Genomic DNA, 16,007 nt, shown 5'->3' on the forward strand with positions numbered 1-16,007 from the left:
GAGATGAGCGACGAGAAGCAACTGACAGTGGCAGAGCTGCTGGCCCGGTCGGGGAAGAATGCCCCCACCGGTGATAAGTCGCGCCCGCGTCGCCGTCGCAGCCTGGAGGAGGGTGGCGTCTCCGTCGCAGAGTTGACCGGATCCATCCCCAAGGTCAAGGCGAAGCCTGCAGAGGCGCGACACTCCAATGTTCCAATGGACCAGGAACTGGGGGAGGGTGCTGACCCGGCAGAAAATTCCGCGGCGAAGACCCCCGCGCAGCCGAAGGCGGCCGAGACCCCGAAACCGGCTGACCTCCCCAAGGGGGACGCCCCGAAGCCGGCCACGGCAACCCCCGCCAGCGAAAAGCAGGCTCCGGCAACCCCGCAGAAGCCATCACCGGCCGCCGCGGGGCCCGCAACTCCCGCCAAGCCAGCGGGAGGGGAGAAGAAAACCGACGTCGAGAAGCGCGCCGGGAAGTCCGGGCAGACCAGCGCCGCGGATAAGTTCGCGGCAGCTAAGGCCGCCGCCACCGCCAAGACTGCTGCCCCGGCTCAGTCCGCCACGCCGGAGAAGTCTGAAAAGCCCAGGGCCGGGGGGTTCCCTTCGGCTGATGCCGCAACGGCGGCACCCGCTCCGGGAAGCCCGGCGGCGAAGGCTGCCACCGCTGAACCGAAGGCCACTGAGCCCAAGACCGCTGAACCCAAGACCGCTGAACCCAAGACCGTGGCGAGCAAGGACCAGCCCCTCAAAACGGCAGACCTCAGCAGCGGAAAAACTTCCCCGAGTGGGGAAGACACTCAGGTGATCGGCGCGGTGGAGGCGGATGAGCCGCTACGCCGCGGCCCCGTCACCGCTTCCGCGGCCCAGAGTGCTGCGGCGGGGGTTCCTGCGGCTCTGGCCACCGGTGTGGGCATTGCCCAGACCACCGACGCCACCGGTGAGATCCCCCTCGTCGGGGACGCTGCCCCGGTGGAGACCGAGGTGGAGGATGAGCTGGAGGATGAGCTGGAGGAGGAGCTGGAGGAGGACGAGGGTATCTCCCCGGCAGCCGTCATCGGGTTGGCTGTGGCAGGGATCATCCTCGGTATCCTGGTGTTCCTCGGCTTCGACTACCTGTGGGGCAACTTCAACCGGGTGTTCGTCGGCATCGCTGCCCTGGTGGTCACCCTGGCGATGGTGCTGGGAACCCGGGCATTGCGCACCACCAATGACGGACTGAGCATGACCCTGGCAGGTGCCGCTGGCCTGCTCATGAGCTTCGGCCCCGCCCTGATCATGTACCTCACCTAGGACCCCGGTTAAGACACCTGAGGCCCTTTCGTGGCAAGGTGGGGACCATGACTTCTATCGCGGTAATCGGTGGTGGCAATATCGGTGAGGCCCTGATCTCGGGCTTCATCGCAAGTGGCATGCCGCCGGCCAGTATCAAGGTGACCAACCGGCGCGAAGAGCGTGGCCGGGAGCTTGAGGAACGCTATGGCGTGACCGCCCTGCAGGACAATGCGCAGGCGGTCGACAGTGCTGATGTGGTGTTCCTCTGCGTCAAACCAAAGGGCATCCTCGAGATGCTGGCCGAGATCTCCGGCTCCCTGGATGACAATGACCAGGACACCGTCGTGGTGTCCATGGCCGCAGGCATCTCGCTTGCTGCCATGGAGGAGGCAGTTTCCGCCGGCACTCCGGTGGTGCGCGTCATGCCCAACACCCCGATGCTGGTGCGCCAGGGCATGTGTGCCCTCGCAGCGGGCCGTTTCACCCACTCGGAGCAGATGGACACCGTCGCCGAACTGCTCCGCTCGGTCGGTGATGTCCGGGTGGTCGCGGAATCTGACATGGATGCTGTGACCGCCATGTCCGGTTCCTCCCCGGCCTACATCTACCTGGTCGCTGAGGCGCTTATCGACGCCGGGGTCAACCTAGGTCTCACCCGCGCCGCCGCCCAGGAACTGGCGGTCTCCGCCATCCACGGTGCTTCCACCATGCTCAAGGAATCCGGGGATGACCCGACCACCCTGCGTGCCAAGGTCTCCTCCCCGGCAGGCACCACCGTGGCTGCCCTGCGGGAGCTGGAGGAATCCGGGATCCGGGGGGCCTTCTTCCGGGCTGCTGAGGCCTGCGCGGTGCGTTCCGCAGAGCTGGGGGCGCCTGCCCCTGACAGCGGAAACTAGTCTCCGCACTTCCCCTTGGGGCAGGTTCTTTCCCTGCTGCCCTGAGGGGGTCATCTTCTCCCCTGAGATGGGGGAGTCCGAACATTCCCAAACGGGTGAACATGGCCGCTGCGGCTGGTGTGGAACACATATATTCGGACACAACAGTCGCAACAGTCACATGATTCACGCTAAGCTAGGCCAAGCACGTGCGTGTCCGATCTGCAGGAGGGGAAGCCTGCAGCGCGCCACTTTGCTGAAGGGTGAGAGAATTTATGGCACATGAAGACAAGGGAACCTTCCTGACCGTCGCTGAGGTGGCGGAGATCATGCGGGTTTCCAAGATGACGGTTTACCGGCTCGTACACTCCGGTGAGCTGTCGGCAGTTCGGGTGGGTCGATCCTTCCGGGTCCACGAGAAGGCCGTCAACGACTATCTCGACGCCTCCTTCTTTGAGGCTGGCTAACCCCCCTGGGGTGCCGCGGTTTCCCCTGTGAACGGACCTGCAGTTTCAACATCGCCCTCAAGCTCTGAGGTGGATCGTTGGCACTGCAGGTTCCTTCATCTGGGGATCCCTTTTCCCACTGCCTGTTCCCCTGCTCAGCACCCCCGCTGAGGTTGCCTTCTGTGAGCTTGAATGCTTTATGGGACGGCAGTTACGTGGGGGGTGTTTGGATGTGGAATAGCAGAAAGCTAAGATGATACCCATTCGTGTCGATGCACGCCCAGTGCGCCGCAGTCTGAATCCCTTGCCGGGGTGAGGATTGTGGTGGGTGACGGAAGTGCACTCCGGCCACTGGCTTCGGGCCAGCTGATTGGCGATCGACAGGTTTGTACGTACAGATCTACATGAAACGAGGAATCCCCATGGGTTCAGTCATCAAGAAGCGCCGCAAGCGCATGTCCAAGAAGAAGCACCGCAAGATGCTGCGTCGCACCCGCGTGCAGCGTCGTAAACTCGGCAAGTAAGTCGCTGGGGCTACACGCTTCTTTCCCGAAACCGCGCCCCCGCCATCCCGATTTATTTCGGGTGGTGGGGGCGCGGTTTCGTCATGGCTGGCCCCAGGGGGGGGGGGACTCGCTTCCCCAGGGGGCTCAGTGCTTACGGAAGATCCGCCAGCTGCTGTAACTGAAGGCGGCGGTGGCCAGGGTGGGCAGACCCCACTTGCGTACCGCCTTGCGGACGCTGCGGTAGTCCCGAACCTCCCAGCCCTTCTCCAGGGACACCTTCTTGAGCTTCTTGTCCGGGTTGATTGCCACCGCGGTGCCCACCATGGTGAGCATGGGCACATCGTTGATGGAGTCGGAGTAGGCGGTGCACGCCGAGAGGTCGAGCTGCTCAATGGCGGCCAGCGCAGCCACCGCATGTTTCTTACCCGGCCCATGGAGGATATCGCCGACCAGGCGGCCGGTGAACTTGCCGTCCTCCACTTCGGCGACGGTGCCCAGGGCGCCGGTGAAGCCGAAACGCTTGGCCAGGATATGGGCCAGCTGCACGGGGGTGGCGGACACCAGCCACACCTGGTGTCCGGCGTTGAGGTGCATATTGGCCAGCTCGCGGGTGCCGGGCCAGGCCTTGTCCTGCATGTGGGAGTCGACGATCTCCTCGCAGAGCTCCACCAGCTCATCCACCCGGCGGCCCTTGATGAAGGCCAGTGCCTGCTGTCGGCCCTCGGCGACATCCCCGGCGTTCTCCGAACCGGTGATCCGGAATTTCAGTTGCTTCCAGACGATGGGCATGACCTCGGAGAGCCGGAAATAACGGCGCCGCGCCAGGCCCATGGCGAAGACGACGAGGGAGGAACCCTGGATGAGGGTGTTGTCCACATCGAAGAAGGCGGCCACCCCGACATCCTGGGGAATATCCGGGTCGGGGGCGTTGATGCGGAAGCTGCCGGCGGCCTCGATGGACCCGGAGACGGAGTCCACCCCGGAGGAGAAGTCTCCCAACTCGATGCCGAAGGTTTCGGCCACGGCGGCCGCGGCGGCTGCCTCACCTGCCTCACGCTGGAATTCCTCGCCCAGCGGGGGCATGGCGGTCTCCTCCAGGAAGCGGCGGAGATTGCCGCGGGTCGCGCTCCAGCTGGCGAGGAACTCCTGGGGGGAGTCGGGCAGGGAGTTCGTTTCCTTGGCGGAGCTCACGAGTGGACCGGGCCCTTCCTGTCGGCGATCTGGCAGCTGGCTGTCGGGCGGTGTTCCGGCACCGACTGGGTATCGTGTCTATGGTATGCCCCCTGCGGTTCAGATGCCGGAGTGCGGGCTCGTGTTGGGGGTGGGCTGAGAAAGGTGGTTTGTCGACGGTGGCTGTTCACATGGTGGAACTGATGGTGCGGACGGAGTGCGGTTCCTGCAAGCGGGTGGCCGCACAGATTGCGCCGGTGGTGGCTGCCGCCGGGGCGGAGCTGCTGATCCGGAATGTGGACCATGATTCCGAGCTGAACATGGAGTTCGGGGACCGGGTCCCGGTGGTGGTTATTGACGATGAGGAATTCTCCTGCTGGGAAGTTGATAATGCTGAGTTAGCACAGGCTTTGTTGTCCCAGGCGTAGGGCGAGGGTTACCTTTGATTAGTTCCATCCCCACCTGTTGGGGGTATCCTTTCGGTTGATGCGGTACCGGGTCCGCGAGAACCCGGGGGATAACTGTCAATCGCAGTTGAAAGCGGTGAACTTTAGCGTGAGTGTGCTTGTGGTCGGAATGTCACACCGATCGGCACCGGTGGCTCTTCTGGAGCGGCTGAGTATGGATGAGCAGGTGCGTTCCGGCACCACCTCGGATCTTCTGGGCCGGAATTCGCTCTCTGAGGCCATGATCATCTCCACCTGTAACCGGCTTGAGGTTTACACGGTGACCAATAGCTTCCACACCGGTGTCAAGGATGTCGTGGAGGTGCTCCACGACATCAGCGGTGTCGACATCGAGACCCTCCGCGGCTACCTCTACGTCCGCTACGCCGATGCGGCCGCGGAACACATGATGGTGGTCGCCTCCGGGCTGGACTCCATGGTGGTCGGTGAGCAGCAGATCATCGGCCAGGTCCGCACCGCCTACCAGGAGGCTTCCGGTCAGGGAACCGTCGGACCGGCACTGCACCAGCTGGCGCAGTCCGCGCTGCACACCGGGAAGCGGGTCCACTCCGAGACCAACATCGATGATGCGGGTGCCTCCATGGTCTCCTTCGCTCTCGATGAGGCCCTGGAGAACCTGCACATCCCGAGCGGGGACAATGCCCTCGCCGGCCGCAGCGCCCTGGTGCTGGGCGCCGGTGCCATGGCCTCCCTCGCAGCGACCCACCTGGGTCGACTGGGCGTCGAGAAGCTCATCATCTCCAACCGCACCCGTTCCCGCGCGGAACGCCTGGCGGAGCACGCCCGGGAGGCCGGGGTGGCTGCCGAGGTCGTCGACTTCGAGAACCGTAGTTCCGTGCTGGACCGCGTGGCCATCGCCGTCTCCGCGACCGGGGCCGGAAGCTTCACCATCTCCGCGGAGAACCTGCCGGAGAACCGTCGCCCCGATCTCACCCTGATCGACCTGTCCATGCCGCGTGACATCAATGATGACACCGCCACCGTGCCGGGCGTGCACCTGGTTAATATCGAACGGTTACACCAGACCCGGGAGCAGCGGATGCGCGACAGTGGCGGCGAGGACGGCAAGACCGATGCGTTGAGCATTGTCCATGAGGAGCTGGAGTCCTACACCTCCGCTCAGCGGGTGCGGGATGTCGCACCGGCGGTCTCTGCACTGCGCAAGCACGCCGCCGAGGTCGTCGACGCCGAACTGGATCGCCTCCAGGGGCGTACCCGTTCCATGGATGAATCCGACTTCGAGGAAGTCACCCGCACCGTGCGTCGCGTCGTCGATAAGCTGCTGCACCAGCCGACGGTGCGGGTCAAGGAACTCGCCGCCCAGTCCGGGGTGGTCTCCTATGAGTCCGCCCTGCAGGAGCTCTTCGGTCTCAAGCAGGCCGAACCGAGCCGTTCCGCGGCGGTCGACCTGAATGAGCTGCCCGAAGCCGACATCGTCGCCCTCGGCACTGAATAAAACACCAACAACTTTCCACACCCCCAGGAGATGGCATGACCTTCAAGATCGGTACCCGTGGCAGCAAGCTGGCCACCACGCAGGCCGGCCACATGCGTGACGCCCTGATCGCCGCCGGACACGACGCCGAGCTGGAGATCATCACCACCGCCGGTGACGTGAACATGGCGCCCGTCGAACGCATCGGTGTCGGTGTATTCACCCAGGCGCTGCGTGAGGCCATGGAGCAGGGCATCTGCGATATCGCGGTGCACTCCTTCAAGGACCTGCCCACCGCCGCCGATGAGCGTTTCCACCTGGTGGTGCCGGTGCGTGCGGACCACCGCGAGGCCCTCATCGCCCGCGATGGACTGACCCTGGACACCCTCCCGGAGGGGGCGAAGGTGGGCACCTCCGCACCGCGTCGCATCTCCCAGCTCAAGGCGCAGCGCCCGGACCTCAACATTCTTCCGCTGCGCGGCAATATCGACACCCGCATGGGCAAGGTCACCGCAGGTGAGCTGGATGCCGTGGTCCTGGCCTACGCCGGTCTTTCCCGGGTGGGTATGTCGGATCGCGCCACCCAGGTATTCGAGCCGACCCTGATCATGCCGGCCCCGGCCCAGGGTGCCCTGGCCATCGAGTGCCGTGCCGATGATGCGGCGGCCCGGGCCGCCATCGACACCCTGGTGGACACGGACACCCAGGTTGCCGCGGTCGCGGAGCGGGTGGTGCTCAACCGCCTGGAGGCTGGTTGTACCGCACCGGTGGCCTCCCACTCCAGGATTGACGGGTTGGAGATCACCCTGACCGGTGGTGTCTTCGCCCTCGACGGCTCCACCCAGCTGATCGCCAGCCGCACCGGTTCCCGCGAGGAGGCCATCTCCCTGGCTGAGGAGGTTGCCTCTGAGTTGATCGCCGCGGGGGCAGCCGAAATCATCGGAAGCTAGTAGGCTTTCCGGTCATGGCGGAACTGAAGATCACGGAACAGCGCGTCACCGTCGAACTTGACTGGTGGGAGAAGGTGGTGGCCCGGCGTTCCCACCTGACTGTTCCGCGCCGCGCCATCCAGGCGGTGACGCTTGTCGACGATGCCTGCACCGCAGTCGGGGAGGGCCGCCGGGTCTCCGCCACCAGGGTCCGCGGCCTGACCTACACCGGCACCATCACCACCGAGGACGGCTCCCGTTCCTCCAGCTTCGTCGCCTGCCACGGTCGTGGCCCCGGCATCGTCCTGGAATTGAAGGATGTCACCCTGGATCGCATCGTGATCTCCACGGCGGCGGCCCACCGGTATGCCGCCCTGCTCAACCCCGCCTGATCCCCTGGTATCGGCCACTGTCTCCTGCCGAGGGTGATTTTCCGCCCCTGGGGCGGGGAAATACCCTGCCGAAAACCCGGGTTGAGTCCCCACTTCGGGGCGCCGGATGGCAAGCCCCTTATATAAGGCGTTTTTCTAATCCGGGCTTCCTCAATTAGTCTGTTAATACCACATAGTTAACGCCCCCTCCGCGATGGGTCTTGGTTGAGCGGATTTTCGCAGCAGATACCCCCGTATGGATGATAAGGGCGTTACTTCGTGCGCTGAACTTGAAACCCATCGACTTCGGCACGAGCCTCCTTCGACTTTGGGTGGCAGCCGCCTGACCCTAGAAATGAATCACATGAGCATGGCCCAGCAGGCTTCCACGGCCCCGACCTCCCAGGCGGGGAAGATTGTCTTTGTCGGTGCCGGCCCGGGCAACCCCGAATTGTTGACCGTCCGCGCCCGTGAGGTGCTTTCGAACACCGCAAAGGTGCTGACTGACCCCGATGTTCCCAGTGGGATACGCGAGATCGTGGCCAGCAATCTTCCGGTTCCGGAGGAGGTGCTGAAGGCGGCGGAGGAAGCCTATGAGGCGCTCTGCTCCGAGGCCAAGGCCAACGGCGCCCGCCGTAAGCCGCCGCGCCCCGCGGATCCGACCGCCGCCGAGATCGCCGAGGTCACCGACCCGGCACCTGAGGCGATCGTCGATAAGATCCGCCCGATGGTGGCCGAGGGGGAGGACGTGATCCGCCTGGTCACCGGAAACCCGCTGAGCAAGGACTCCTCCCTGGCTGAAATTGCGGTGGTGGCCGCCGCCGGCCTGGAGTTCCAGGTGGTGCCGGGCATGTCCCTGCCGGCCACCGTCCCCTCCTTCGCCGGCATCGGCCTGGGTTCCACCTACACCGAAACCGATGTCACCGAGAACCAGGTGGACTGGGAGCGTCTGGCCGCCGCCCCGCAACCCCTGGTGCTGCAGGCCACCTCCGCCGATCTGCCGAAGATCGCGGAGAACCTGCTGGCCCAGGGCATGCCGGCCGACACCCCGACCTCGGTCACCGTGCATGGCACCACCCGTCTGCAGCGCACCTATGACACCACCCTCGGCACGCTCGGCAAGTTGGACGCCGAGCTGGAGGGCAAGCTGGTGGTCACCCTCGGTAAGGGGGTGGACAACCGTTCCAAGTACTCGTGGTGGGAGAATCGTCCGCTCTACGGCTGGCGGGTGCTGGTGCCCCGCGCCAAGCCCCAGGCCGCCGCAATGAGCACCCGGCTCTCCGGCCACGGTGCCATCCCGCAGGAGGTGCCCACCATCTCGGTGGAGCCGCCCCGCAACCCCGCCCAGATGGAACGCGCCATCAAGGGCATTGTTGAGGGCCGCTACCAGTGGGTCGCCTTCACCAGCGTCAACGCGGTCGAAGCGGTGTGGGAGAAGATCACCGAAATCGGTCTCGACGCCCGCGCCTTCGCCGGGGTCCGCCTGGCTGCGGTGGGGCAGAAGACCGCCGCCGCCGTCTCCGCCCTGGGACTGACCCCGGAGCTGCTGCCGGAACGCACCAGGCAGAACGCCGCCGGCCTGGTCGAGGTATTCCCGGAGTACGTCGAGGACCTGGATCCGGTGGGCAGGGTGCTGCTGCCGCGTGCCGATATCGCCACCGATGTGCTGGTCGACGGGCTGCAGGAACTGGGCTGGGAGGTTGACGATGTCGTCGCCTACCGCACTGTCCGGGCCGCCCCGCCGAGCGCGGAGATCCGCGACATGATTAAGTCCGGTGGCTTCGACGCCGTCTGCTTCACCTCCTCTTCCACCGTGAAGAACCTGGTGGGTATCGCCGGCAAGCCGCACCAGCGCACCATCATCGCCTGCATCGGGCCGATGACCAAGGCCACCGCTGAGGAGCTGGGCCTGCGCGTTGATGTCATGCCGGAGATCGCCGAGATCCCCAACCTGGTGGACGCCCTGGCTGACCATGTCGCAGAGCTGCGTGCCGCCGGCCAGCTGCCCCCGCCGCGGAAGAAGCGCCGCGCCCGGAAGAAGCTCAGCTGAGACTGCCCAGGAGGGCACCCGCGCCGCAGTCCTGAGCCCCTCACCCCGTCCCCGGCCGGAGAAATTCTCCCGCCCCGGGACGGGGTGCCGCATTTTCCGGGACCTCTGGTGGAACTCACCCCCGCTCACCTGTGCCACCCGCTGACATAAGATGAGGGAAACTCCGACCACCCCTTAAGTTCCGGCCCGCCACCTGCCGGTGATCCCGGAACATTCCAGGAAGGACCTCGAAGCTCCGTGTCCCACGAGAATTACATCCCTGTTCCGGCTCCCGATCGTCGTCCCCGCCGCTTGCGTTCCACCCCTGCGATGCGTGAACTGGTGGCGGAAACCGCCCTGCGTCCGGCGGACCTGATCCTGCCGATGTTCATCGCCGATGGCCTCAGCGAAGCCCGCGAAATCAGCTCCATGCCGGGTGTCCACCAGCACAGCACCGACTCCCTGTTGCGCACCGCCCATGAGGCGCTGGAGGCCGGGATCCGTTGCATCGACGTATTCGGCGTTCCCCGCGATGAGGACAAGGACGCCGACGGCTCCGAATCCTGGAACCCGGAGGGTGTGCTGAACAAGGCCCTGGGGGCACTGCGACAGGAATTCGGTGATGATCTGCTGATCATGGCCGACACCTGCCTGGATGAGTTCACCGACCACGGCCATTGCGGGGTGCTGTCCACCGACCGTTTCGGCAACATCATCGTGGACAATGACGCAACCCTGCCGCTGTACCAGAAGATGGCGGTGGCCCAGGCCCGGGCTGGCGCCCACATCGTCAGTCCCTCCGGAAAGATGGACGGTGAAGTGCTGGCCATCCGGGATGCGCTGGATGCCGAAGGTTTCCAGGATGTGGCCATCATGGCCTACTCCTCGAAGTACGCCTCCGCCTTCTTCGGCCCCTTCCGTGAGGCGGTGGGCTCCTCCCTGCAGGGGGATCGCCGCACCTACCAGCAGGACCCGGCCAACGCCCGGGAATCGCTGATGGAGGTTCAGCTCGACATTGATGAGGGTGCGGATTTCGTCATGGTCAAGCCGGCCATGCCCTACCTGGATGTGCTCGCCGAGGTGGCGAAGATGTCCCCGGTGCCGGTGGCCGCCTACCAGGTCTCCGGTGAATACGCGATGCTGCAGGCTGCTGGCCGCAATGGCTGGGTTGATCTGGATGCGGTGATGATGGAATCCCTGATCGGCATCAAGCGGGCCGGTGCGGACCAGATCCTGACCTACTTCGCCATCGAGGCTGCCCGTAAGCTCCGCGGTTGAGAACCCGGAACTGCCCCCTCGGCACAGATTTCCCCGGCGCGGCCGCAGTAGCCGGGTGGGCAGCGGGTAACCTGAGCCGAGAACTTCCGCTCAACGATCTTCTAGGACCAGTAGACCTGTAGTGACTTCTTCATTTCCCTCCCCCGGCCAGCAGCCCACCCCGCCCGCCGGCGCCCCTTCCCCGCAGTCCCGCCCGCCCGCCGATGGTGGTTCGGGAAGCTCAGCGAACTCAGGTGGCAGGACCGGGTGGTTTTCCGGTCTGCCGGAGAATATCCGGTTGTTTGTGCAGCTATGGCTGCTGGTGCTCGGCCTGGAGGTGACCCACCAGGTTCTCAATGTGGTGATCGGCTTGTTGGACACCTCTGTTCTGAAGGCTTCAGCCCGGGAGAGCATGAGTGATGCGCAGCTGGAGATGCTGGGGGAGGATGCACTGGGTGCTGCCGCCACCGGCAGCATCGTGGTGATGGGCCTGCTCAGTGTCGCCATGATGGGGTTGCTGTTGTGGATGCTGCTGCTGTTCCGGAAGCGTTCCCGGCAAGCGGCGATGGCACGTCGTCTGCTGCTCTTCTTTGGTTTCTATTTCGGCTTCCGGATCCTGATGATCTTCCTGCTTACCCCGGGTGCCTCGGATGTTCCGGTGGCATTCTATGCGGTGGATGGCAGTCTGCAGATTCTCATTGGTGTGCTGGCTGTCCTGACGGTGATTCTTTCCTTCCGCCAGGAGACCCTGAAGTGGACCGGGGAGATCCCGGGTGACCCGGGTGCCCCTGAGTTGCCGACCCGCCGCCGTGGGGGTCCGGAGCGAATGGGTGGGGACACGCCGGGGAAGCGTCGGGGCGATGACCCCACCCCGCAGGGATGGCAGTATCCCGGCCAGTCCGGGTCAGCCCCCAGGCAGGGTGACACCCCGCAGGACCCACCCTCCCATGAGCAGGAGAAATAGCCGTGCCGAGTATGTTTCCGGGGTTTCGCAATGACCCCAATGACCTCAACCGCCGCTATCGTCCCACGGAACGTGACCGCAGTGGTGTGCCTCTGCCGATCGCCTGGGGTTATTACCTGTTGGTGGGCATCGCCATCCTGATGGTGGTCACCAGTCTCTTCCTGTTTTCGGCGCGGCCCCCTGACCCTGGCGCGCTGGGTTCAGAGGCGGCCACCGCGGTGAGGAATAACCTGGCGTTCGTGGGTGTCCTCAACCTGGTGGCGGGCATCCTCATTTCGGCCCTGGCACCGCAGTTGAAGAAGGGGAGCCGGGATTCCCGGCGCTGGTTGCTCGGGGTGATCATCATCGCGACGCTGCTGAATCTGATCTCCTTCGTGATCCTGCGGGAACCTTTCTCGCTGGCCCTGGTTGCAGCCTTGCTGATGATTTCCGGGGTTGTCATCTTCCAGCCCTCCGCCACCGCCTACATCAACCGGATCAACGACTAGGTACCTGGGGGAAAGATCATGGAGCGGGAAATACCGGAGCAGCCTCGCCCCCTGATGCTCGGGGACGACTCCCTTGATGATGCTCTGCGTCGGGCCCATGACGCGGCGAAAGCCGCCGGCGTGGAATCGGATGGCCCGGTTGATCCGGAGGATCATGACTCGGCCGAAGGACCTAAGGTCTCCTTCTCCTTTGAGCTGGCGGGCCTGGATGACGCCCCGCAGATCAGGGGGCTGGAGGATCGGCTCAACGCGGTACGGGGCATCCAGGCGCGGATCATCTATGAACCGGCCACCGCCTGGGTGACCGCCCCAGCAGGTTATGACCCCCGGGTGCTGGAGGAGTTCTTCGCCAGCCAGGGGGTCAGCGCACATCTCAGTGATGTTTCGCTGCGCCGCCGCGCCGCCGCTCAGCTGAAGTCACCTTCCTCCGGAACCACCCGGCGGACGCGTTCCCGGGTGGACCGGAAACTGCTGGATCGCGCGAAGTTGGCGGGCCGCCTGGGGGTGGCCGTGGCCAAGGAGGACAAAGATGAGGAAAACGCCGAGGTCCTCTTCACCGCCCGCTCCCTGCTGACCCGCTCCCGACTGCTGGTCAGTCTGCTCTTCTCCCTGCCGGTACTGCTGCTCAGCTATGTCCCCGCCTGGCAGTTCCCCTATTGGCAGTGGGCGGCCCTGGTGTGCGCCACCCCGGTGGTGCTCTGGGGTGCCTGGCCCTTCCATCGGGCGATGCTCGGGGGGATCCGCCGGGGCATGTCAGCCCTGGACGGCGCCAGTTCGGTGGCGATTCTTGCCGCCTACCTCTGGTCGATCATGATGCTGGTGTTCACCGCCGCCGGTTCCCCCGGGTGGCAGTCCCAGCCCCGCTGGTTCGCATTCCGGCATGCCCCACTGGATGCCGGGGAACTCTTCCTCGACGTGGCCTGCGGAGTCACGGTGCTGCTGCTGGTGGGCCGAGCCCTGTCGAAACGTTCCCGGGCCGGCCTGCTGGAGGAGATCAGCGCCCACCAGCCACCCCTGGAAAGCGAATATGAGGTTTTTGAGCGACATCGCGGCAGGGGAGCGGCCAGTGCCGTGAAGCTGCCGGTCACGGAGCTCAATGAGGGTGATGATGTGGTGGTTCCCGCAGGTCGGGTGATCCCGGTGGATGGCAGGGTCATCGGGGGCACCGCCCTGGTGGGCCCGGGCCTGATCGCCAAGGAACGGGAACCCCGGCAGGTGAAGGTCAGCTCGGCGGTGCATGCCGGCAGCGCCGTCCTGGAAGGACAGCTCAAGATCCGGGTGCTGCGCACCGGACACCGCACCCAGCTGGCCCTGATCCGCCGCTGGATCGACCGGGCAACCCGTCGCCACCACCATTCCACCTACCTCTCCACCCGCACCGCCTCCGGCCTGATCCCCCTGGCGATCACCGTCGCGGTGCTCAACTTCGGCATGTGGTGGCTGATCTCCGGCAACCTCAACGCCGCCTTCGCCACCTCCCTCTCGGTGCTGGCCGGGGTTGCCCCCGTCGCACTTGCCCTGTCCACCGCCCTGGCGGTCCGCCACGGCATCGAAGCCCTGGCCAGGCATGGCATCCTGCTGCGCGATGAAAATGTTCTGCGCCAGCTCAGCAGCATCGACACCGTCATCTTCAACCGGGTGGGCACCCTCTCCGAGGGAAAGATGAGCGTGGAGACGGTCGTCGCCGAACGGGGTGAAAACCCCGAACTGGTGCTGCGGGTGGCTGGTGCGCTGGCCATGGAATCCGATCACCCCGTCTCCAGAGCCCTGGTGCACGCCGCCCGGGAGGCCCGGGACAGCGGGGCCGGTGGGGATGAGATCCCGCACTGGATCGAAGTCACCCACGCCGGGATCGGGGAAGACGGACAGTTCACCGGCCTGGTCACCCTGCCGCTGAAAGATGCTGAGGGGGAGATCAGCAGCCGCCAGGTGGAGGCGACCCTCTGGCGACCGAACAACATGTCCGAACTCCGCGGCCGACTGGCGGCAGCGGCCGTCGCCGGGGGCACCCCCCTGGTGGTGCGCTGGAAAGGCCGTGACCGTGGGGTGATCACCCTGCATGACTCGGTGAAACCTGATGCCGCCAGCGCAGTGGATGACCTGGAGATGATGGGGGTCTCCACCATGATGCTCAGCCGCGACACCTACCCGGTGGCCCGGCGTTTCGCGGACCGCATCGGCATCTCCGCGGTCCTCGCCGGAATCGCGCCGAGCCGGAAACCCCGGACGGTGCGGGCGGTGCACACCCGCGGCGCGAAGGTGGCCATGGTGGGGGACAACTCGGTGACGGAGTGCCTGCGGGTGGCTGATGTCGGGGTGCTGGTCGCCTCAGACGGCACCCTGGAACAACTGCGTCAGGACGATGATTCGGCGGTGGAGGTGGTGGTGCTGCGGGAGGATGTGTCCGCGGTGCCGCAGCTGTTGCGCCTGGCCCGGCGCATCATCCGGGTCATCGACCGCAACATCACCTTCTCCTGGGCCTATAACGCGACAGTGATGGTGGCCGCGATCGCCGGGGTGCTGCATCCCATGGCGGCGACCGTGCTGATGCTGGGGGCCTCGGTGCTCATCGAGACCCGCTCCAACCAGGCGCGGCGCTTCTGAATCACCGGGGGCACCCACCTCCCCACGCCGCGCCGGGCACCCTGTCCCACCATGGGGGTGCGGGGCCTGATAAAGCGGGTATTGGCCCAATGTGGGCATTTTGGGGCACTATGGAGCACATGACCGCTTCAATCCCGGCAACTCGCCGGAAGCTCAAGAACTCCCCCATCCTTGATGCCGCAAATGGCCGTACCCCCGAACGCACCCCGGTGTGGTTCATGCGTCAGGCAGGCCGTTCCCTGCCGGAATACCGTGAGGTCCGCAAGGGAATCACCATGCTCGACTCCTGCTTCATGCCGGAACTGCTCGCAGAAATCACCCTGCAGCCGGTGCGTCGCCATGATGTCGACGCCGCCATCCTCTTCTCCGATATCGTCGTCCCGCTGCGTGCGGCCGGTGTCGGCGTGGAGATCGTCCCGGGCAAGGGCCCGGTGATGGACAAGGCGATCCGTACCGCCGCGGACGTGAAGAAGCTGGCGATCCTGGATGAAGATGTCCCGGAGATCGCCCAGGGTATCGGCATCATCCGTGATGAGCTGAAGGATTCCCAGGCCCTGATCGGTTTCGCCGGTGCCCCCTTCACCCTGGCCAGCTACCTCATCGAGGGCGGGCCGAGCCGTAACCATGAGGCCACCAAGGCCATGATGCACTCCGAGCCGGAGACCTGGCATCTGCTGATGGAACGTCTGACCCCCACCGTGATCAACTTCCTCAAGATCCAGATCGACGCCGGTATCGACGCCCTCCAGCTCTTCGACTCCTGGGCGGGTTTCCTCACCGAGCGTGACTACCGCAAGTTCGTGCTGCCCTATTCCACCCGCATCCTGGAGGAGGTCGCCCAGTACCAGCTGCCGCGCATCCACTTCGGGGTGGCCACCGGTGAACTGCTCGGCGCGATGAGCGAGGCTGGTTCCGAGATCATGGGTGTGGACTGGCGTGTACCGCTGGATCGCGCCGCTGAGCGCATCCACGCCGCCACCGGCCCGAAGGTGCTGCAGGGCAACCTCGACCCGGCGATGCTCTTCGCCGGCCGTGACGTGGTCAAGGAGGAGGTGGCCCGCATCAAGGCGGAGGCCGCCGCCGCCATTGACGCCGGTCATGCCACCGGTCATATCTTCAACCTGGGTCATGGCGTGCTGCCGAACACCCCGGCTGAGGCCATCACCGAGACCGTCGCCATCATCCACGAGAACTAAGAGGGAGAAAAAGCTG

At 65.4% G+C, this 16,007-nt stretch carries 15 protein-coding genes; 14 read left to right on the plus strand and 1 reads right to left on the minus strand.

The genetic code is table 11. The features are described 5' to 3' along the window. Positions 1–3: 3 nt before the first annotated feature. The 4 genes from COCCU_RS01890 to COCCU_RS01905 all read left to right on the plus strand — a co-directional run bounded on the left by COCCU_RS01890 (position 4) and on the right by COCCU_RS01905 (position 3,099). A complete protein-coding gene (locus tag COCCU_RS01890; RefSeq protein ID WP_156229913.1) occupies positions 4–1,272 on the plus strand; it encodes a hypothetical protein in 1,269 nt (422 codons plus the stop codon). A 47-nt stretch (positions 1,273–1,319) separates the two neighbouring features. After that, complete coding sequence (proC, locus tag COCCU_RS01895; protein ID WP_156229914.1) at positions 1,320–2,150, plus strand: pyrroline-5-carboxylate reductase; 831 nt, start codon at positions 1,320–1,322, stop codon at positions 2,148–2,150. Between the two features lie 254 nt (positions 2,151–2,404). Next, positions 2,405–2,596, plus strand: a complete 192-nt coding sequence (locus tag COCCU_RS01900; RefSeq protein WP_156229915.1) for a helix-turn-helix domain-containing protein — start codon at positions 2,405–2,407, stop codon at positions 2,594–2,596. Positions 2,597–2,997: 401 nt separating this feature from the next. Beyond that, the gene (locus tag COCCU_RS01905) at positions 2,998–3,099 is read left to right on the plus strand and encodes a 30S ribosomal protein bS22 (RefSeq protein ID WP_003855542.1); all 102 of its coding nucleotides are present in this window, start codon (positions 2,998–3,000) and stop codon (positions 3,097–3,099) included. A gap of 126 nt (positions 3,100–3,225) precedes the next feature. Here the strand turns inward: COCCU_RS01905 and COCCU_RS01910 are convergent, their stop codons facing one another. Further along, positions 3,226–4,272, minus strand: a complete 1,047-nt coding sequence (locus COCCU_RS01910) for an HAD-IB family hydrolase (protein ID WP_156229916.1) — start codon at positions 4,270–4,272, stop codon at positions 3,226–3,228. A gap of 158 nt (positions 4,273–4,430) precedes the next feature. Between COCCU_RS01910 and COCCU_RS01915 the strand changes: the two genes are divergently transcribed. The 10 genes from COCCU_RS01915 to hemE all read left to right on the plus strand — a co-directional run bounded on the left by COCCU_RS01915 (position 4,431) and on the right by hemE (position 15,991). Continuing rightward, on the plus strand, positions 4,431–4,679 hold the full coding sequence (locus tag COCCU_RS01915) for a glutaredoxin family protein (protein ID WP_197088408.1): 249 nt from the start codon (positions 4,431–4,433) through the stop codon (positions 4,677–4,679). Between the two features lie 127 nt (positions 4,680–4,806). Further along, positions 4,807–6,174, plus strand: a complete 1,368-nt coding sequence (locus COCCU_RS01920) for a glutamyl-tRNA reductase (RefSeq protein WP_156229917.1) — start codon at positions 4,807–4,809, stop codon at positions 6,172–6,174. A gap of 35 nt (positions 6,175–6,209) precedes the next feature. Next, complete coding sequence (gene hemC, locus COCCU_RS01925; RefSeq protein WP_156229918.1) at positions 6,210–7,103, plus strand: hydroxymethylbilane synthase; 894 nt, start codon at positions 6,210–6,212, stop codon at positions 7,101–7,103. 14 nt (positions 7,104–7,117) lie between these two features. Then, complete coding sequence (locus tag COCCU_RS01930) at positions 7,118–7,474, plus strand: hypothetical protein (protein ID WP_156229919.1); 357 nt, start codon at positions 7,118–7,120, stop codon at positions 7,472–7,474. Positions 7,475–7,817: 343 nt separating this feature from the next. Continuing rightward, positions 7,818–9,503, plus strand: a complete 1,686-nt coding sequence (locus COCCU_RS01935; RefSeq protein WP_197088409.1) for a bifunctional uroporphyrinogen-III C-methyltransferase/uroporphyrinogen-III synthase — start codon at positions 7,818–7,820, stop codon at positions 9,501–9,503. Between the two features lie 255 nt (positions 9,504–9,758). After that, on the plus strand, positions 9,759–10,760 hold the full coding sequence (gene hemB / locus COCCU_RS01940) for a porphobilinogen synthase (protein WP_269434471.1): 1,002 nt from the start codon (positions 9,759–9,761) through the stop codon (positions 10,758–10,760). Between the two features lie 121 nt (positions 10,761–10,881). Beyond that, complete coding sequence (locus COCCU_RS01945) at positions 10,882–11,703, plus strand: hypothetical protein (RefSeq protein WP_156229922.1); 822 nt, start codon at positions 10,882–10,884, stop codon at positions 11,701–11,703. A 2-nt stretch (positions 11,704–11,705) separates the two neighbouring features. Further along, entirely contained in the window at positions 11,706–12,191 is a 486-nt protein-coding gene (locus COCCU_RS01950) for a hypothetical protein (protein ID WP_156229923.1), read from the plus strand. Between the two features lie 18 nt (positions 12,192–12,209). Next, positions 12,210–14,795, plus strand: coding sequence for a heavy metal translocating P-type ATPase (locus tag COCCU_RS01955; protein ID WP_231598828.1), 2,586 nt, complete (start codon positions 12,210–12,212; stop codon positions 14,793–14,795). A 119-nt stretch (positions 14,796–14,914) separates the two neighbouring features. Next, positions 14,915–15,991, plus strand: a complete 1,077-nt coding sequence (hemE, locus tag COCCU_RS01960; RefSeq protein ID WP_156229924.1) for a uroporphyrinogen decarboxylase — start codon at positions 14,915–14,917, stop codon at positions 15,989–15,991. Positions 15,992–16,007: the final 16 nt, after the last annotated feature.

It is taken from the genome of Corynebacterium occultum (genome assembly GCF_009734425.1).
In the GTDB taxonomy this organism is placed as follows: domain Bacteria; phylum Actinomycetota; class Actinomycetes; order Mycobacteriales; family Mycobacteriaceae; genus Corynebacterium; species Corynebacterium occultum.

Coding starts and splice junctions, on each gene's coding strand:
- COCCU_RS01900 (WP_156229915.1), top strand. CDS start 2,405: ATGGCACATGAAGACAAGGGAACCTTCCTGACCGTCGCTGAGGTGGCG.
- hemE (WP_156229924.1), top strand. CDS start 14,915: ATGACCGCTTCAATCCCGGCAACTCGCCGGAAGCTCAAGAACTCCCCC.
- COCCU_RS01935 (WP_197088409.1), top strand. CDS start 7,818: ATGAGCATGGCCCAGCAGGCTTCCACGGCCCCGACCTCCCAGGCGGGG.
- proC (WP_156229914.1), top strand. CDS start 1,320: ATGACTTCTATCGCGGTAATCGGTGGTGGCAATATCGGTGAGGCCCTG.
- hemC (WP_156229918.1), top strand. CDS start 6,210: ATGACCTTCAAGATCGGTACCCGTGGCAGCAAGCTGGCCACCACGCAG.
- COCCU_RS01955 (WP_231598828.1), top strand. CDS start 12,210: ATGGAGCGGGAAATACCGGAGCAGCCTCGCCCCCTGATGCTCGGGGAC.
- COCCU_RS01890 (WP_156229913.1), top strand. CDS start 4: ATGAGCGACGAGAAGCAACTGACAGTGGCAGAGCTGCTGGCCCGGTCG.
- COCCU_RS01905 (WP_003855542.1), top strand. CDS start 2,998: ATGGGTTCAGTCATCAAGAAGCGCCGCAAGCGCATGTCCAAGAAGAAG.
- COCCU_RS01930 (WP_156229919.1), top strand. CDS start 7,118: ATGGCGGAACTGAAGATCACGGAACAGCGCGTCACCGTCGAACTTGAC.